General features: G+C 45.1%; 14 protein-coding genes and 1 tRNA gene. 3 read left to right on the forward strand and 12 right to left on the reverse strand.

Annotated elements, in window-relative coordinates; all coding sequences use genetic code 11:
- Positions 1-8: 8 nt before the first annotated feature.
- The 5 genes from dhaR to R7Z47_RS14210 form a co-directional block, all read right to left on the reverse strand.
- Positions 9-1,934 (reverse strand): dihydroxyacetone kinase operon transcriptional regulator DhaR, encoded by a 1,926-nt coding sequence (gene dhaR / locus R7Z47_RS14190; protein ID WP_031779030.1) that lies wholly within the window; start codon positions 1,932-1,934, stop codon positions 9-11.
- A gap of 145 nt (positions 1,935-2,079) precedes the next feature.
- Positions 2,080-2,610, reverse strand: coding sequence for an MltR family transcriptional regulator (locus R7Z47_RS14195; protein ID WP_005379708.1), 531 nt, complete (start codon positions 2,608-2,610; stop codon positions 2,080-2,082).
- Between the two features lie 86 nt (positions 2,611-2,696).
- Complete coding sequence (locus R7Z47_RS14200) at positions 2,697-3,845, reverse strand: mannitol-1-phosphate 5-dehydrogenase (RefSeq protein WP_154204858.1); 1,149 nt, start codon at positions 3,843-3,845, stop codon at positions 2,697-2,699.
- Positions 3,846-3,956: 111 nt separating this feature from the next.
- Positions 3,957-5,909: a PTS mannitol transporter subunit IICBA gene (locus R7Z47_RS14205; protein ID WP_005379710.1), complete on the reverse strand. Its 1,953-nt coding sequence runs from the start codon at positions 5,907-5,909 to the stop codon at positions 3,957-3,959.
- 608 nt (positions 5,910-6,517) lie between these two features.
- The gene (locus R7Z47_RS14210) at positions 6,518-8,269 is read right to left on the reverse strand and encodes a lysophospholipid acyltransferase family protein (RefSeq protein ID WP_262606801.1); all 1,752 of its coding nucleotides are present in this window, start codon (positions 8,267-8,269) and stop codon (positions 6,518-6,520) included.
- A gap of 233 nt (positions 8,270-8,502) precedes the next feature.
- On the opposite strand from R7Z47_RS14210, the gene R7Z47_RS14215 reads away from it, so the two are divergent.
- A complete protein-coding gene (locus tag R7Z47_RS14215) occupies positions 8,503-9,222 on the forward strand; it encodes an SIMPL domain-containing protein (protein ID WP_130544775.1) in 720 nt (239 codons plus the stop codon).
- 43 nt (positions 9,223-9,265) lie between these two features.
- Here R7Z47_RS14215 and R7Z47_RS14220 read toward each other — a convergent pair whose 3' ends face one another.
- Positions 9,266-10,315, reverse strand: coding sequence for a DUF4382 domain-containing protein (locus tag R7Z47_RS14220; RefSeq protein ID WP_262606802.1), 1,050 nt, complete (start codon positions 10,313-10,315; stop codon positions 9,266-9,268).
- 229 nt (positions 10,316-10,544) lie between these two features.
- On the opposite strand from R7Z47_RS14220, the gene R7Z47_RS14225 reads away from it, so the two are divergent.
- The gene (locus tag R7Z47_RS14225; RefSeq protein ID WP_005383040.1) at positions 10,545-10,820 is read left to right on the forward strand and encodes a hypothetical protein; all 276 of its coding nucleotides are present in this window, start codon (positions 10,545-10,547) and stop codon (positions 10,818-10,820) included.
- A 94-nt stretch (positions 10,821-10,914) separates the two neighbouring features.
- Here R7Z47_RS14225 and R7Z47_RS14230 read toward each other — a convergent pair whose 3' ends face one another.
- The 6 genes from R7Z47_RS14230 to rpsU all read right to left on the reverse strand — a co-directional run bounded on the left by R7Z47_RS14230 (position 10,915) and on the right by rpsU (position 16,770).
- Complete coding sequence (locus R7Z47_RS14230) at positions 10,915-11,718, reverse strand: MetQ/NlpA family ABC transporter substrate-binding protein (protein WP_017633488.1); 804 nt, start codon at positions 11,716-11,718, stop codon at positions 10,915-10,917.
- Between the two features lie 256 nt (positions 11,719-11,974).
- Positions 11,975-12,050, reverse strand: a tRNA-Ile gene (locus R7Z47_RS14235).
- 155 nt (positions 12,051-12,205) lie between these two features.
- On the reverse strand, positions 12,206-14,068 hold the full coding sequence (gene rpoD, locus R7Z47_RS14240; protein WP_005395986.1) for an RNA polymerase sigma factor RpoD: 1,863 nt from the start codon (positions 14,066-14,068) through the stop codon (positions 12,206-12,208).
- 99 nt (positions 14,069-14,167) lie between these two features.
- Complete coding sequence (gene dnaG, locus R7Z47_RS14245) at positions 14,168-15,934, reverse strand: DNA primase (protein ID WP_005379719.1); 1,767 nt, start codon at positions 15,932-15,934, stop codon at positions 14,168-14,170.
- A 149-nt stretch (positions 15,935-16,083) separates the two neighbouring features.
- Entirely contained in the window at positions 16,084-16,527 is a 444-nt protein-coding gene (locus tag R7Z47_RS14250) for a GatB/YqeY domain-containing protein (RefSeq protein WP_005379720.1), read from the reverse strand.
- Between the two features lie 27 nt (positions 16,528-16,554).
- Positions 16,555-16,770, reverse strand: a complete 216-nt coding sequence (gene rpsU, locus R7Z47_RS14255; RefSeq protein ID WP_001145625.1) for a 30S ribosomal protein S21 — start codon at positions 16,768-16,770, stop codon at positions 16,555-16,557.
- 230 nt (positions 16,771-17,000) lie between these two features.
- Between rpsU and tsaD the strand changes: the two genes are divergently transcribed.
- Positions 17,001-18,017 (forward strand): tRNA (adenosine(37)-N6)-threonylcarbamoyltransferase complex transferase subunit TsaD, encoded by a 1,017-nt coding sequence (gene tsaD / locus R7Z47_RS14260; protein WP_005379854.1) that lies wholly within the window; start codon positions 17,001-17,003, stop codon positions 18,015-18,017.
- The last annotated feature ends 15 nt before the right edge of the window (positions 18,018-18,032 follow it).

Consider the following 18,032-nt stretch of genomic DNA (forward strand, 5'->3'; position numbering starts at 1 on the left):
TTCTTGGCTTAATACAGCTTCATTTGCTCCTGCAGCCCAAACTTATTAATTTTTCTCCATAAGGTCGTGCGGCCAATTTGCAATGCTTTCGCCATATCATGCATTTTGCCATCACACTGATTCCAAGCCTGAACAATCGCTCTTCTCTCGGCTTCTTCTAACGTGATTACTGGCGTATTTTCTGCGGTATGGCGAGAATTCAGTTTAATGTCTTCAGGAATATCGTTCAGCTTGATTAAGTTGGAACTGCGGTTAAGCAAAATTCGCTCAGTTCGATTTCTTAATTCAGAGTTGTTGCCTGACCAACGAAAATTCATCAACGCTTCCAGTGCGACTGGCTCTATCGAGATCGTCACATTGTGGCGGCGTTCATAATGGCTGATAAGTTGCTGGACGAGAAATTCAATGTCTTCTTTACGCTTTCGTAGTGGCGGAATATGCAGCTCGTTCGAGGAGATTTCATAATAAAGTTGCCGACCAAATGAGCGCTGAGTGACATACTCGCTGATCTCTGAAGCGGTGCTCGTAATAAGTTGAAAGTCTACGGGGATCAATCGCAAACTGTCGCTGCGGCTGACGAGCCCAGTTTTTAACAACTTAAGTAACACGGCTTGTAAATCGGGCGACAGATATTCCACCTTCTCTAAAAAGAGCGTACCGCCATGGGCGAGTTCAAACTTAGAAGGCATGCCTTGCCCTTCGTCGTAGCCTAGGGTTTCTTTGACCAGTTGCTCTGTATTGATGGAGCGGCAGTTGAGCGTAATGAACGGCCCTTCTTTGTAAGTGCTTTCGTTATGGATCGCCATGGCGAGAGTGGCTTTTCCTACACCTTCTTCACCTGTAATTAGAATCGGTGATTTGGACTTTATGGCCCGTTTTGCAACGGTAATGACATGCTTCATTTTTCGTGAAATGACAGGCAAAGTGCTGAACGTATAGCGCGCACTGCCACCTATTTGTTGTTGAGCAAGTTCGCGAATTTTATCGATAGGGTGCAAGAACAATAAGTGTGTGCCGTCGTTGAGTGGACGCAAGGTGATGATCGCCTCAACAAACTCGCCACGAACCTCTACCGTTGTGAGTTTTCGGTTGATGCTTGCACCCGACTCAATACTATTGAGGACATTTGGCGGGAAGCGTAAAACAGCAAAGACTTCTTTATCCAAGACCTGACTGGCTTCAATGTTTAACAAACGCTCGGACTGGTGATTTACCATGGTTATACGGCTTTCTTCATCCCAGGCCAGAAGGCCGTCATCCATGCATTCTAACGTTGCGTTGTGCGCACAAGTAAGGCGGTTCATGTTTTCTTGTTCCGACTGAATGTGGATTTGCAAGCTGACTTCTTTCGCGCTCGACGCGATGATGACTAAGTCTTCTTTCTTATAGCTTTCCGCTTTTCTGAAAAGGCATGTTGTACCGCGTAATTTGCCAAATTGGTCGAAAACAGGCGCCGCTACAGAGGCATAAGAGTGCAAGTGGCGATTGAAATGTTCGGCAGCAAAAACTTCACACGGGATATGAGTGTTGATACAGAGATTGACTGCATTTGTGCCTATCTTTCCTTCGGAGAGAAAACAGCCTTGTTTTATGCCGAGCGTTTGCATCTCTTGTCGCATAGAGTCGTGCCCGACGGTGGAGAGAATACAGCCGTTGCCATCGGTTACCATCAATACCAGGTCTTCGTCACCAAGCATATCGTACGTATCTTCAAGTACGGTCGTGGCGCATTCGATGAGATGTTCGTTGCGCTTCATTAGAGATGAGAAGGTAAAACCAGAGGCAATATGTGGTTTTGACCAGGTATAAGGGCTGCATTGCTTTATGCAACGCTCCCACGACTCGAGGACGGGAGTGCGGGAAAATTCTGGAGATACCCAGTGGTGTTTCTGGAAAAACTCCCACTTAGTTTTAGTGTCTTCGATTGAAAGCATGCGATCCCGTTTCAATACTAGCGATAGATTGGTCTGATGTTACAGAGACATCCGAATATGGACTGTGATGGCTTTCACGCACGTTGTATAGAAGAATGTGCAAAAAGAGGGGCGAGTTGAGGAGGCTTCCGTGCCAGTTTTTCGATTAAAAAGGGCTGTCTTTGCCGAGCTCATTGCAAATCTCGACAATGGCAAGTGAGAGCCCTGACTTAATGATTTGTTGTTGACGTTGCAGTTGTAGCTGATAAAACTCAAGGTCGATGTCGTCATCTGGTTCGCTGACTTCCAGTTGTACCATGCCCATTTTCTTCACCAAGTGCAGTTTCTTAATTGGTTCTAGAATATTCGGGTCAGTGAATTCGTAATCTGAAGCGTCACTATTGAGTTGGTTTTTGAGTTTGATGATGTCTTCGATGTCGTGGTAGATGTCATCGGGGAGCACTCCCAAGCCAAACAATAACTTCAAACGAACAGACAGATCGCCCAGCGGTCCAGAGTCTTGTAGCAGCGGACCGACAACCGATTGAACAGCGAAGTTATCTTTACGAAAGATTCTTTGCACCAACCCGTCGATCGAATCGTTAAAAACGTCGACTGCTGCAATGAAAAAGCCTCGTACCGATGGTGCGCTGTTTAATCGCTCAATGATCTCGGTTTCGTTGATGTTATCTGCCATATACTGAATACATTTCTAATTATTAGCTATCCCAACTCTTCAAGCAGAGAAGGACATAGAAGGGGAGCCGAGCTCCCCTAGGTAAATCAAAGTTGGTTGTAAAGTGTCTCGATTTGAGCCACTTCCTCGCTGTCTTCTGCAAGACCTGTGTATGTCGCTAGCGTCTTCTTCACACCCACTTCTTTTAATGAGTTTTGTAGCTCTACGGCTTGTGGGTCAGTGTCGTTAGTGTACTTCAACGCAGCGGCAATGCCTTTCAAAAGTGTTTGATTTTCAGTGCCATACTCAATTGTACCGAGTAAAGGCTTCACTAATCTATCGTTTGCACCCAATTTTCGAATTGGTTGACGACCTACGCGATCCACCTCATCCACTAAGTATGGGTTGGCAAAGCGTCCTAAAATCTTCTCGATGTAGGCGTTGTGCATGTCACGGTCGAAGCCGTAGCGTTTGATCAGCACTTCACCACTTTCTTGCATCGCCTGTTTTACTTCAGCGTGAATGCTTGGGTCTTCAATTGCTTCACGAATGGTACGATGGCCTTTCAAGCAACCTAGGTAAGCGGTAATGCAGTGGCCTGTATTGAGAGTGAATAGCTTGCGTTCTACGAATGCCATTAGGTTGTTGGTTCTTTCCATGCCAGCTATGTCAGGGATTTCGCCCTTGAATTGCTGCTCATCCACAATCCATTCGCTAAAACTCTCTACAGTGACTTCTAGTGGGTCATCGTTCGCCGCTTCTGCTGGTGGTACGATGCGGTCCACTGCGGAGTCGACGAAGCCAACTAGCTCGTCTGCTTTCGCGTGTAATGATTCATCCAAATGTTTGTACACTTCACCTTTTAGGTGAGTCGTGCCACGAACCATGTTTTCGCACGCGATGATGTTCAATGGTTTATCGTTACCTGCTGCAAAGCGTTTAGCAATGCCGGTAGCGATGGTTTTTGCAATGATGTCCAGTACGTTAGGGCCAACCGCTGTTGTTACCAAGTCGGTTTTTACAATGCGGTCGATGACATCTTCACTGGCTGAGTTTACCGCGGTGACGTGAGTTACTGTGTCGATTTGGCACTCAGTACCGACCACTTTTACTTTGTATTCTTGCTTGTGACTCAGTTGGTCGACGAGTGGAGCGTCAACGTCTGCAAATGTGACCTCGACTTCTGCATCTGCTAAGAGTTTTCCGATGAAGCCACGACCAATGTTACCTGCGCCAAAATGAACTGCGTTTTTCATAATTCTTACCTACCAATGTCTAAAATGTTGACTTACGAAACTAGGGGGAGGCCAACCGCATAGGGGGTGACAGCTGACCTCATTTGCCTCAGGAGCAAATTAAAGGGGTAATTAAGCCGCTTGTTGACCGCCAAGGATGTTTAGAATCTCTTCCACATCGTTGGTGCTGGTTAGCTTCTCAATTGCCTCCGGCTCATCGAGCGCGTTCGTAATGGTGGTAATCACCTGGATGTGCTCATCGTTCTTAGCGGCAATGCCGATAACCAGTTTCGCAACATCATCGTCGTCTTCAGTAAATTGGATACCCGATGGGTATTGGCATATTACAATGCCGGTTTTCTTCACGCGGTCTTTCGCTTCCACCGTGCCGTGAGGCACTGCGATAGATTCGCCTAGGTAAGTTGGAACCAATGCTTCACGCTCAAACATCGCGTCTACGTATTCTGGTTCTGCGTAGCCAAGTTCGACCAACTTGTTGCCCGCGAAGCGAATCGCTTCTTCTTTGTTGGCAGCTTTCAAACCTAGGTGAATGTTTTCACGCTGGATTTGGAACACCGACGTTTGCTGTGGCTCGAAGTTGTCGTCGTTTGCTGCCACGAGCGACACTTTTACCATTTGGTCGTCATTGGCTGCGGATTGGTTTTGTGCTGCTAGTAGTTTGGTGACTAGCTGGTTGTACATCTCGCTGTCTAGGAAGTTAGTCAATGAAATGTGGTGTGCGTTTGGAGCATGCTTACGTGCACGATCCGTTAAGTCTTTATGAGTAATCACGATATCTGCACTCTCTGGTAAGCTGTTAATGGCAAGGTTGGTTACGTGGATGTTCAGACCTGCGTCTTGAACCTTTTTGCGTAGCATGCTCGCGCCCATTGCACTCGAGCCCATGCCCGCATCACAAGCGACAATGATGCTTTGTACTGTCGCTAGGTCTACGTCACCTTTGCTTTGGCTGTTTACCACCGCATCGTTTTTAGATGCAGATTTCATGTCTTTCATTTGTGATGTTGCTTTCTCTAGTGCTGCTTCATCACCGTCTTCTTCTGTTGACGTTTGCGTCTTCATTAGCAGTGCTGCTACCGCGAATGACACACCTGTTGCTGCTGCGATAGACGCTAGAACACCAACGATTGAGCCTTTCTGAGTCATCAACAAGATTGCAAAGATTGAACCTGGTGATGCTGGAGAAACAATACCTGCGTTAAAGATAGTTAGAACGAATACGCCAGTCATACCACCTGCGATAGCCGCAAGGATTAGGCGAGGGTTCATTAGAATGTATGGGAAGTAAATCTCGTGGATACCGCCGAAGAAGTGGATGATTGATGCACCACCTGCCGTTTGACGAGCCGTACCTTTACCAAACACCATGTAAGCTAGCAGGATACCTAGACCAGGACCTGGGTTTGCTTCGATTAGGAAGAAGATCGACTGACCTGTTTCAGACGCTTGTTGGATACCCAGTGGAGAGAAAATACCGTGGTTGATCGCATTGTTTAGGAACAGGATCTTCGCAGGTTCAACGAAGATTGAAGTCAGTGGTAGTAGGTGAGCAGAAACTAGGAAGTTAACGCCAGCCGCCAAGCCACCAGAAAGAATTTTTACGAATGGACCGATAAAGATGAAAGCAAGGATCGCACATAGCATGCCGATGATGCCCGCAGAGAAGTTGTTAACCAACATCTCGAAGCCACTTTTTACTTTACCATCGATGTAGTTATCGAATTTCTTGATAGCCCAGCCGCCCATTGGGCCGACCATCATTGCACCCATAAACATTGGGATGTCTGTGCCGACAATCACACCCATTGTTGTGATTGCACCGACTACCGCACCACGATCGCCACCAACTAATTTACCACCGGTGTAACCGATAAGTAGTGGCAGCAAGTAGGTAATCATTGGGCCAACCATAGAGGCTAACGTTTCGTTTGGTAGCCATCCAGTTGGGATAAATAGAGCAGTGATAAAGCCCCACGCGATAAACGCGCCGATGTTTGGCATTACCATGTTTGACAGAAAACGACCAAAATTTTGTATCTTGATCTTGGCATCTGGTGATATCATAACAATTCCCCGTTCGATGTTCTGATGAATCTTGTTGTAGTAAACGGTTCGCCAAAACCGTTTGTTTGATTGCTTAGTACCCAATCAATTTACCACACATTTTCCAATTGGAACTGACAACGGGTTTTTTGTGATCTACGCCCGCATTTCTTAGGCTGAGAAACGGTTTTTAAGTGACCAAGTTCAACTTATTAACTTGTAACTTAATAACAAAAAGCCACTTTCAAATCTGTCAATAAAAATCTTAGTGATCAATCCGATCTTCTGACAAATTTAAAATTAAAATACCTTGTGACTTTGATCACTTTTAATTTTTTTTGAAATTCGAATTAAATACTTGTGATGATCAATGTCACGTTTTGTGTTGAGTTGTGGTGAATTTAAAGTGTGACTTGGATCTGTTTTTGTTTTTTGTGAAAGTTTGTGACGGAATTGGTGAGATAAATGCTATCTAGATCTTTCGATAGATTGTATCTATAAGAGTCTTTTCGGCGCACTTCACGGAGCACGCCTAATTAGTTAATGAAAGGGTAAATAAAGAGAGTCGCCACACGGTTCTTCTTGTGATTCCCAACTCTCTATTTAATCACTGTTCTTAATCATCGTTGCTATTTAGTATGATAGACGAGGTAGTCATGAGCTTGCTCGCGTCCCATATACCTTGCCAACGTCTTTTCTTGAACATCGCGCAAATCCACCATAATCAATCCATCTAGAGCGTTATTGAATGCAGGGTCGACGTTGAAGCATACCAGCTTGCCATTGAGGCTTAAGTACTGACGCAGCAAAACGGGCACTCCTTTCCCTTCATCGATTCTGGCAATGACACGTGACAATAGCTGTAAATCACCCAGAGCAGTGAGCATGCTGGTGTTCCAGTCACGGTGGTGCTCAGGAAGTGGGTTAGAAGGTGTGACATACTCTGCGCAGTTGTTATCGTAGTGGTGAAGCGTCATTGATTGAGCCAGCAGTTGGCGTGCAGTATCACTATAGTCGTTGCTAATGCTTACCGGACCAAATAGGTGAGTGTAATCTGGGTTTTGATGAACGAACGTTGCGATGCCTTTCCACAGCAGCAGTAGCGCGCTCATGCTCTTTTGATATTGCTGTGCAATCACAGAGCGCCCCATCTCAATGGATTTACCCATTTGGTCGATAAAGCGTTGGTCATAGTTAAACAACGTTCGTGAATACAGACCTGCTACGCCGCGCTTTTCAATCAGTTGATCAACCAGACCTAAACGATACGCGCCCACCAAGCATTGGTTCTCTCTGTCCCACACAAACAGATGCAGGTAATCATGATCGAAATGGTCAATGTCTATTGCTAGTCCAGTCCCTTCGCCAACTTGTCGGAAATTGAGCTCACGTAGGCGACCAATTTCATGCAGTAGGGAAGGGATACTCTGCGACTCCGTGCAGTAAACATCGAACTCACCACTTGTTAGCAGCTTGGACTCTTTTGGTAAGTTGTTCAGCTCTTCAAGCAATTCGCCTACGGGTAACCCTGCCGCTATTGGAGAGAGCATTTCTGATGAAGAAGAAGGCTTCACTGAATGGGTTTCACGATTGAGCAAATAAGTGTTGAGCCGCAAATAGTTCACTACTTGATCATCGTTAAGCGTGTTGATCTCTTTGAATTTGATTGATTGGCCAAAAGATAAATTAATGGTTTGCGCCTGTTTGTTCAGCAGTTCTCGCCCAAGCAGTAGGGTGCGCAAAAGTGGATGGATTTTCCCTGCCATATAGAAGCGTTTCGAGTTCTGACCACTGATGAATACTGGAACTGTCGTTGCTTTGTTTTTGCGGATTAGGCTACTTACGCTTCGACTCCACGCTTTATCTTCCAAGCGTTGCTGTTTGGCATCGACTAACTGGGAAACCTCACCGGCAGGAAAGACAAGCAATAAGCCGCCACTTGCTAGGTGTTTATTAGCCGCTCTGAGGGCCTTCATATTCGATTTGACGGCGTCTTTGCCTTCAAACACATCGACACCAATGAAGAGCTGATCTAACTCCGGCACGGTTTTCAGGTATTGATTGGCTAGAATTTGGATATCGTCTCGTACCATCAACAAGAGTTCGGCCAAGATGACGCCTTCCACACAACCAAGCGGATGGTTCGCCACAATGACGGTAGCACCTTGTTTAGGAACTGAATCGAGTGAACCATGAGCAATGCGATAGTCGATACCTAAGATATCCAGCGTGAAGCGGAGAAAAGTTTTGGTATCGGCATTAACGGGGCGTTGGGCGTAGAACTTATCAAGTTGGTTTAAACCGGTTGCCCATTCAGCAACGTTTTCACCAATGCCAAACGGCGTTTTACGAGGGAGACGAAAAGGGGTTGAACTATCCATATTTACCTCAGCGTACAAGTTGCTGATTGGATAGTAGAAATTACAGATGACAGTTCAGAGGCAAATGCATGAGCCTTTGGTGACAAACTAATGAAGCTTTATTGACTAAAGAAAACGGTATATCACTGTGCTATGAATCAAAACTCGCGTTATGTCTCCCTCTTAAAACAATAGATAGGCTATCTTATCTAGAACAAAGATTAAGCTAAGTTGATATTTATCAGGGGGAAATAATGGAACGAGTTTCCAATAAAGCAGCACTTTGGATTGGGCTAAGTTTGATACTTGGTCTTGGCATCCTTGGCTATTTTATGCAGCAGACGGCGGTGAAATACCGAGCCTATGAAAGAGTCGTGACAGTAAAAGGTTTGTCGGAGCGTGAGTATCCTGCTGATACGGTGATTTGGCCGATTCAATTTACTCTAGCGAGTAATGATATGGGGGCCATGTTTGATGAAATTGACCAGCAAACCCGTTTGATTTTGGACTTTCTAAGTGCCAAAGGGCTTCCTGAAACCAGCGTTTCCCTCTCTTCCCCAGCGGTCATTGACAGAAAAGCACAGCAATATGGGAGCGAGCAAGACATTGAATATCGTTATTTGGCCTCGCGAACCGTTACGGTTTACAGCCAGAGTGTTGATGTTGTTCGAGCGGCAATCAATGAAATAGGTGAGTTAGGAAAACAAGGCGTTTTGCTTAACCAAGATCCTTATGCAAATCGTGTTGAGTACAGCTTTACTAAGCTGAATGATGTGAAGCCAGACATGATCGAAGAAGCGACTAAGAATGCGCGTGAAGTGGCGCAAAAGTTTGCGAAAGACTCACAGAGTTCACTGGGTAAGATCAAACGTGCCACGCAAGGGCAGTTCTCGATTTATGACCGAGATAGCAACACGCCTTACATTAAGAAAGTACGAGTGGTATCGACGGTTCAATATTACCTTTCTGACTAAGTAAAAAGCCGCTCAGTACGAGCGGCTTTTTTAATATGGTGACTTAAAGAATTGGATTAATGTCCTGAGTTGTCAGTTCTGCCTCGACAACATCAACTGGCGTGTAGTGCTGGTAAATCAAGAAACCGTCTTCTGAAGTTTCATGAGCGTCTGGCGTATCAATATACGCAGTACATGTGTAGCCAATGCTGTAAGTACCCGGGCCGATGTAACCAAACTCGTAGCTGTAGGTTGTATTACCTTCTTCGTCTTGCGATTCATTCACGTTAGCTACCGCAACTGGCGCGTTGAGTGGATCTGCCGCACCCATATCGCCCATGGTTGAGCGATCCATTGAACCTGCATATAGGTAAACAGAGTGAACGGCAGGAACGTCATTTATTGCATTTGATGCGGCACTGTCTGCTTCACACGCTTGATACTGAATTTCACTGACTTCACCACCGATATGACCTGATTCTGATGCGTTTACTAAGCTTACCGCATTAGAGTTCATGTTCATGTAATCTTTGCCTGTTGGATCCGCCAGACCTTTGCGTAAGTCAAACTCGACAACATAGCTATTATGACCAGTATGAACTTTTACATACTGACCTTTTTGCGAAAACTTTAAGCGACCTTGATCGCTCGTATCTGGTTTAAAACCAAAACAGCTGCCTCGGCTAGGTACAACTAAGCCTTTGATGTTGCCGTCTGTCTTCTCTACGTATGACAGTGTTGTATCGTTTAATTGTTTGCCGTCTTTAGCGTACACACACATAGCATAATCACCAGGAGCGATGTCCTGTTCGTGAATGATCGTTTTAGCGTTGCTTCCCTGATATTCCATTAGATCAACTTGGTGTAGTGCTCCATTGTCACTAGCATCTAACAGAATGTGTTCTCCAGTTTGCTCGCCAGTTTCAGGGTCAAATGGTACAAGGACAACATCTTGAAACGCTAAAACGACTTTGTTGGCATCGTCGACAGGAGCATCGGAAACGCTGAGAGAAAAAGTGGCTGCTTCTGTATCGGATGAAGAGTCGTCGCTACCGCAGCCCGTCAATAAAAGACCACCTGAGATAACAAGTAAAGGATAGGTATATTTTTTCATTATGACCTCTTGTTTACACTGCTGATAAATGTAAAAGGCTAGTCTCAAAGTCGAGAAATGATGTCATTGTATTGTGATAGAGAGGTCAATCTTCAATGGTGCTATATACAAGTCCTTTTTTATAAAACTAAGTTCTTAACTGTGATGAGGGGAGTTTGATGATAGTCAAGCTGGCCTCTTTCTTATGAGCGTAAGTTAGTATGACTTATTGCTAGAAGGAATTAGTATCATGGCATACAAGCACTTTATTAGAGAACTACTGGGTTTAGCGATCGTTGTCTCTGTCGTCTTTGGCGTATTAGGCGTGATGTTAGAGCTCTTCGCACTGACAGCACTTTGGGAGCATCAGCAAACGATAGCCGATGTTTTCTTCCATGAATCTCTCTACTTCATCGTATTTTTAATCCCACCATACTTCCTCTGGAAGTTGATTAACCGTCCTGAATTGGTTTCTGCTGACCAAGCTTATTTGGCAATGAAGTTAGAGGCTGAAAGTCGACAATGAGTCGATTTAGTGAGTAATGAAAAGAAGAGGCTATGAGAAAACATTAGCCTCTTTCCTATCTGATTAGTGAGCAAAGTATTCGTTGCTTTATTGATTAAAAAGCTGCTTCTATTGTGCCTTTGAACGTACGATCGAGGTAATCACGAATTGCTTGAGATTGGTAAATAGAAACGAACTTTTTATACGCTTCATTATTTTTGTCTGCGTCACGAGTGGCGATGACCATGACTGCTAATGGGGCGTCTTTTGCTTCAAGATAGATACTTTGTTTCTTCGGATCTAAACCAGAAGACATTACGTAGTTCATTGTAATCGCAGCCGCGTCCACATCATCTAATGTTCTTGGTAGCTGAGCGGCATCTACCTCGACAAATTCAAATGATTTTGCGTTTTTTGTGATATCAGTTAGGGCGGCTTTATGGCCAACACCCTGTTTCAGCTCAATTAAACCTGCATCGGCGAGTAGCAACAGACCACGACCACCGTTGGTAGGGTCATTTGGAAGCGCTATACGTGCATTGTTTGGAAGCTCTTGCAGTGAGCGATACTTATTGGAATAAAGCCCCATACGCATAAGAATGGACTGACCAATTGATACTAATTGGGCGTTATGGCTACTGTTGAAGTTGTCTAAAAATGGCTGGTGCTGATAGCTATTAATATCGATGCTACCATCGCTAAGAGCGGCATTAGGTGTCACGTAGTCAGAAAACTCAATGACTTCGACATTCAAACCTTGCTTTGCTGCCTCCTTCGCTACCGCCTCGACTACTTGTGCATGTGGTCCAACTGTCGCGCCCACTTTAATGACAGAGTCATCTTTTTCTCCACAAGCGCTTAAGCCGACTACTGCCGTGAGAATCAAAGCTAGTTTCTTTAAGTGACCAATACTTTTCATTGTAGCTCCATTTTTTGTTTTAGACGTCCATACGTTTGTATGTCCATCCTATCAGAAGTTGTCTGAGGGTCAATGGTTTAAATCACGAGCAGACATTTTGTTTCTATTGCTCGTATAGAGAGCCAGATAATAGTTAAAGAAGAGGGGAAGAGGAAAAGCTATTACGAGGTTAGTGACGAGTTACCGCAACTGTACCCAAAGATATAAGATACAAAAAAAGCGTAGTAGGTATTAACCTGCTACGCCTTTCGGAATATGGTGGCCCCTCGCAGACTTGAACTGCGGACCAATCGATTATGAGTCGACTGCTCTAACCACTGAGCTAAGGGGCCTTAATAGGACAACGATTATAGGGGAAGCGTTGCAAGGTGTCTAGATACCAACTAGGGCAATTGCGCTTAGTTTTTATCCACTTAGAACAGTAGATAATAAAAAAGGTGACCTAAAGTCACCTTTTTTGATTTCTAAAAGCTTGTATGCGCTGCGATTATTCGTCTAGGAAGCTGCGCAGAGTCTCTGAGCGGCTTGGGTGGCGAAGTTTACGTAGTGCTTTTGCTTCGATCTGACGGATACGCTCACGAGTAACGTCGAACTGCTTACCAACTTCTTCTAGAGTATGGTCAGTGTTCATGTCAATACCAAAACGCATACGAAGTACTTTCGCTTCACGTGGTGTTAGACCTGCAAGCACGTCTTTTGTTGCCACTTTAAGGCTAGTTGCTGTTGCAGAATCTAGCGGAAGTTCTAGCGTTGTATCTTCGATAAAATCACCTAGATGCGAATCTTCGTCGTCACCGATTGGTGTCTCCATTGAGATAGGCTCTTTAGCGATTTTTAGAACTTTACGAATCTTGTCTTCTGGCATTTGCATGCGCTCTGCCAGTTCTTCCGGTAGTGGCTCGCGACCCATCTCTTGCAACATTTGACGAGAGATACGGTTTAGCTTGTTGATCGTTTCGATCATGTGTACCGGGATACGAATCGTACGTGCTTGGTCCGCGATTGAACGAGTGATTGCCTGACGGATCCACCACGTTGCGTAAGTCGAGAACTTGTAACCACGACGATATTCGAATTTATCTACCGCTTTCATCAGACCGATGTTACCTTCCTGGATGAGATCCAAGAACTGTAGACCACGGTTGGTGTATTTCTTCGCGATAGAAATTACAAGACGCAAGTTCGCTTCAACCATCTCTTTCTTCGCACGGCGAGCTTTTGCTTCACCGATAGACATACGACGGCTGATGTCTTTAATGTTCTGTACGTTTAGAGAAGTCTCTTCTTCAATCATTTTTAGCTTAGCGATTGAACGACGGATTTCTTCTTCGTTACGTTTGATCTTTTCAGCGTATGGCTTGTCTGAAGCAAGAACTTCATCCAACCAAGCTTCACTTGATTCATTACCAGTGAACAGCGCGATGAATGATTTCTTCGGCATTTTGCCGTATTCAACGACAGACTTCATGATCAGGCGCTCTTGAGTACGAACGCGATCCATAGCAGTACGCAGTTCATTCACTAGGTGATCAAACTGTTTAGGCGTTAGACGAAACTCGCGGAATACGTCTAGCATCATTTCATTAGCAACGGTTGCTTTCGGGCTGTTATAGCCGTACTCGTTGATTGCTAATTGAAGATTTTGATAGGTGCTGCGTAGTTGGTTGAATTTCTCTAGCGCTAATTCTGGATCGATACCTACATCTTCTTCAGAATCATCTGAATCGTCATCGCTATCTTCGTCGTCATCAACGTCTTCATCGTCTTCTTCTTCTAACTGAGATTCAGTCAGTTCAGAACCGATGTGTGTTGCCGTTGGTGCAGCGGTGTCGTCAGCATCTGGATCTACAAAACCTGAAATTAGGTCTGTAAGGCGTAGTTCTTCAGCTTGAACTTTGTCAAATTGCTCAAGAATGTACGGAATTGTGCCTGGGTATTCAGCAACAGACGATTGAACTTGGTTAATACCTTCTTCAATACGTTTTGCGATGTCGATTTCGCCTTCGCGAGTTAGAAGTTCGACAGTACCCATCTCACGCATGTACATACGTACTGGGTCTGTTGTACGACCAATCTCACTCTCTACGCTAGAAAGTGCAGCGGCTGCAGCTTCGGCTGCATCTTCATCGGTAATATTTGTGTCATCGTTCAGTGCTAAATCATCAGCATCAGGAGCAGTTTCTACTACCTTAATGCCCATGTCGTTGATCATCTGAATGATGTCTTCTACCTGTTCTGAATCTACGATTTCAGCAGGTAGGTGGTCATTTACTTCGGCGTAGGTCAGATAGCCTTGTTCCTTGCCTTTAATAACAAGTGACTTTAGCTGTGACTGCGGATTGTGATCCATAGACGGTATCCAACTTCGTAATCTGGTGAAGGAATCAGTATGCGAAATGCAAACCACTTACTATAACAAATTAAATCGTTGCTGACTAATTAAACAGGGTTACGCTTTTAAATCTAGCATAAGTGCTAGCAGCTCCCTTTTCTCTTCGGCTGATAAACCGACACTTCTTGCTTTGGCCTGCAGGTTTTCAATTTGTTTTTCTACGCACTGGGCAATAATTTTATCCAGTGAGTCTAAAAAGATTTCTTCTTGGTTGTCCTCATCGAGTGGAATGTCCCAACTCGCGAGACGAGACAGAAGGGTCTCATTTTGGCTGTTTCGCCAATGCTCTAATAATTGGCCTGTGTTGATATGGGGATGCGCTTGGCATTTATCAAGTACATCAACAAATAAACTTAGACCAGGAATGGGCAAATCTCTAACGCTAGTTAGATCTGGCACCATACTTACGTATTGTGGGTTTTGAATCAGTAACGCGATCACTTCTCGCATCGGCGTTCGCTTGATTTCTTTATGAGGTTGAGGCCTTTTATCCTCTTTACCTTGTTTTGAAATTAGCTGCTGTAGTTGGCGTTCATCAACCAAACCCAAACGGCGGCCAAGCAATTCTCTCAAGTATAGTCTTAAAGTGCCGCCAGGGACTTTATCAATGAGAGGAACCGCAAGAGTACTCAGTTTTGCCATGCCTTCTTTCGTGCTCATATCGACCTGCTGAGTCAATGAGCTGAACATGAATTCAGACAAGGGCATCGCATTAGACACTTGCTGCTCAAATGCTTGTTTTCCGTTTTGTCGGATATAAGAGTCGGGATCTTCTCCATCCGGCAAAAACATGAATTTTAACTGGCGACCATCCGTTAGGTAAGGCAATGCATTTTCCATGGCACGCCACGCGGCTTCACGGCCTGCGCGGTCACCGTCATAACAACACACGACGGTGCTTGTTTGCCTGAATAACACCTGCAAGTGATCGCCCGTTGTCGAGGTTCCTAATGAGGCAACGGAATAATCTACGCCATATTGAGCAAGCGCGACAACATCCATATAGCCTTCAACCACTAAAATTTGTGGTGGCTCACGATACGCTTGTAGTACTTCATAAAGGCCATACAACTCTTTACCTTTATGAAATATCGGGGTTTCGGGTGAGTTGAGATATTTTGGTGTCCCATCACCTAATACTCGACCACCAAAGCCTATTACTCGGCCGCGTCTATCTCGAATAGGAAACATCACTCGACCACGGAATCGGTCGTAGCGGTTGCCTTTATCGTTTTCAATCAACATGCCGCCTGTGACGAGCATGTCTTGGTTTTCTTTATTCTGGCCAAAGTTCTTACGAACTAAATCCCATTCATCAGCCACATAGCCGATGCCAAACTTCTGGACGATTTCACCAGACAGGCCGCGATCTTTTAGATACTCAATCGCCACCTTACTTGCTGGCTGTTTGAGTTGGTTACGATAAAATTGAGCAATGCTGCCCATTAAGTCGTATAGGTTACGTTTTTCACTGCTGCTTGCTTGTGGGCCTGATTGAAACGAACCATTACCGCCGCTACGTTGTTCGCGAGGAACATCTAAACCCAAGTATGAAGCGAGTTCTTCAATGGCTTCGACGAATTCTAGTCGGTCGAATTCCATCAAAAAATCGATGGCATTTCCATGCGCGCCACAACCAAAACAATGGTAGAACTGCTTTTCTTGACTGACACTGAATGAGGGTGTCTTTTCGTTGTGGAAAGGGCAGCATGCGCCGTAGTTTTTGCCTTTTTTCTTAAGTTTCACACGTGCGTCGATGATATCGACAATATCAAGTCGAGCTAGAAGGTCATCGATAAAACTGCGAGGGATGTGTCCAGCCATAAAACCTAACAAAAAAAGAAGATGATGAGTGGAGTGAATGCCTTAAAAGAATGAGCGTATTGCCCATTGATTTCATTCCATCCATCCAGATACAAACAAGCCGTGCGCTCCAAAGGATAGCACGGCTTGCTGCAATTGGGTGGGGTACCTTAAGCCAATTTAGCGCGAACTAAACCGCTTACTTTACCCATATCTGCACGCCCTTGAATTTGCGGTTTCAGAACGCCCATTACTTTGCCCATGTCTTGCATGCCAGCTGCGCCAGATTCAGCAATCGCGTTCTCGATGAGAGCCGCTACTTCTTCGTCTGTCAGTGGTTGAGGCATAAAGTCCTCAAGAACGGTAATTTCTGCTTGTTCCGCATCAGCAAGATCTTGACGACCCGCTGCTTCAAACTGCGCTACAGAATCGCGACGTTGTTTAACCATCTTGGTCAATACTGCAAGAATGTCGTCATCGTTCAGAGTAATCTGTTCGTCAACTTCACGTTGCTTGATTGCTGATAGGGCTAAACGAATAGTACCAAGGCGCAATTTGTCCTTGGCTTTCATCGCTAATTTTTGCTCTTCTTTGAGTTGATCAATCAGAGCCATAACTAAATTCCTTTTGGAGCTCAGTTATTAGTACAGGCGAACGCGACGAGCGTTTTCGCGAGCTAGCTTCTTAGCGTGACGCTTTTGAGCTGCTGCTTTAGCGCGTTTGCGAACTGTAGTTGGTTTTTCGTAGTGCTCACGACGACGCACTTCAGAAAGGATACCTGCTTTTTCGCAAGAGCGCTTAAAACGACGTAGAGCAACGTCGAACGGTTCGTTTTCACGTACTTTAACTACTGGCATATGCCTTTCACCTCAGGGGTTATTCGTTAACGCTGGTATTCAACAGACCAAATCACAATTGTTAGGTCTCTTACCAGCTTGATCAAAAATGGTGCGGAATTTTAATCCGATCACAACTACTTTGTAAAGCCTTTTGTCGATTATTGCCTGTACAAAATTTGTTTGCAGCACCAAGGCGAGGTAATATGACGCCCAAATTTCCTCTATACAGAAAGCATACTGAGAAAACCATGCGCATTATTGGTATTGAAACCTCTTGTGACGAGACTGGCATCGCAATTTATGACGATGAAAACGGTCTCTTGTCACACAAGCTATACAGCCAAGTAAAACTGCACGCAGATTACGGCGGTGTGGTGCCTGAGTTGGCTTCACGTGACCACGTAAAGAAAACCATTCCTCTTATTAAAGAGGCACTAAAAGAAGCGAACTTAACTTCAAAAGACATCGATGGTGTCGCGTATACCGCGGGGCCTGGTCTTGTTGGGGCGCTATTAGTGGGTGCGACTATCGGTCGCAGTATTGCTTATGCTTGGGGAGTGCCAGCGGTACCTGTTCATCATATGGAAGGTCACCTATTGGCCCCAATGTTGGAAGATAACCCTCCACCGTTCCCGTTTGTGGCGGTATTAGTATCGGGCGGTCACTCTATGATGGTGGAGGTGAGAGGCATCGGTGAGTACAAAATTCTAGGTGAGTCGATTGATGATGCGGCGGGCGAAGCGTTTGATAAAACAGCGAAGCTAATGGGTTTGGATTACCCAGGCGGTCCACTATTATCTAAACTGGCGGAAAAAGGTACACCGGGCCGCTTTAAGTTCCCGCGCCCAATGACGAATGTGCCAGGTTTGGACATGAGTTTCTCTGGTCTAAAAACCTTTACGGCTAACACGATTGCTGCAAACGGTGATGACGAGCAAACTCGCGCGGACATCGCATTGGCATTTGAAGAGGCTGTGTGTGCTACGTTGGCTATTAAATGTAAGCGCGCGCTTGAGCAAACAGGCATGAAACGCATTGTTATTGCTGGTGGTGTGAGTGCTAACCGTCGTTTGCGAGCCGAGTTAGAGAAGTTAGCGAAGAAAGTTGGCGGCGAAGTTTACTACCCACGTACTGAGTTCTGTACAGATAACGGTGCGATGATCGCTTACGCAGGCATGCAGCGCTTGAAGAATGGCGAAGTGGCTGACATGTCAGTAGAGGCTCGTCCACGTTGGCCAATTGATCAACTAACACCTGTCGCTTAGTCAAATTTATGCGGT

The sequence above is a fragment of the Vibrio sp. 1641 genome (assembly GCF_033339995.1).
Classification (GTDB): Bacteria; Pseudomonadota; Gammaproteobacteria; order Enterobacterales; family Vibrionaceae; genus Vibrio; species Vibrio alginolyticus.

Excerpts from the sequence above, each read along its gene's own strand:
- rpoD (WP_005395986.1), bottom strand. The coding sequence starts at position 14,068 with ATGGATCACAATCCGCAGTCACAGCTAAAGTCACTTGTTATTAAAGGC.
- R7Z47_RS14200 (WP_154204858.1), bottom strand. The coding sequence starts at position 3,845 with ATGAAAAACGCAGTTCATTTTGGCGCAGGTAACATTGGTCGTGGCTTC.
- dnaG (WP_005379719.1), bottom strand. The coding sequence starts at position 15,934 with ATGGCTGGACACATCCCTCGCAGTTTTATCGATGACCTTCTAGCTCGA.
- R7Z47_RS14210 (WP_262606801.1), bottom strand. The coding sequence starts at position 8,269 with ATGGATAGTTCAACCCCTTTTCGTCTCCCTCGTAAAACGCCGTTTGGC.
- dhaR (WP_031779030.1), bottom strand. The coding sequence starts at position 1,934 with ATGCTTTCAATCGAAGACACTAAAACTAAGTGGGAGTTTTTCCAGAAA.
- tsaD (WP_005379854.1), top strand. The coding sequence starts at position 17,001 with ATGCGCATTATTGGTATTGAAACCTCTTGTGACGAGACTGGCATCGCA.
- R7Z47_RS14250 (WP_005379720.1), bottom strand. The coding sequence starts at position 16,527 with ATGGCTCTGATTGATCAACTCAAAGAAGAGCAAAAATTAGCGATGAAA.
- R7Z47_RS14195 (WP_005379708.1), bottom strand. The coding sequence starts at position 2,610 with ATGGCAGATAACATCAACGAAACCGAGATCATTGAGCGATTAAACAGC.
- R7Z47_RS14215 (WP_130544775.1), top strand. The coding sequence starts at position 8,503 with ATGGAACGAGTTTCCAATAAAGCAGCACTTTGGATTGGGCTAAGTTTG.
- R7Z47_RS14205 (WP_005379710.1), bottom strand. The coding sequence starts at position 5,909 with ATGATATCACCAGATGCCAAGATCAAGATACAAAATTTTGGTCGTTTT.
- R7Z47_RS14225 (WP_005383040.1), top strand. The coding sequence starts at position 10,545 with ATGGCATACAAGCACTTTATTAGAGAACTACTGGGTTTAGCGATCGTT.
- R7Z47_RS14230 (WP_017633488.1), bottom strand. The coding sequence starts at position 11,718 with ATGAAAAGTATTGGTCACTTAAAGAAACTAGCTTTGATTCTCACGGCA.
- R7Z47_RS14220 (WP_262606802.1), bottom strand. The coding sequence starts at position 10,315 with ATGAAAAAATATACCTATCCTTTACTTGTTATCTCAGGTGGTCTTTTA.
- rpsU (WP_001145625.1), bottom strand. The coding sequence starts at position 16,770 with ATGCCAGTAGTTAAAGTACGTGAAAACGAACCGTTCGACGTTGCTCTA.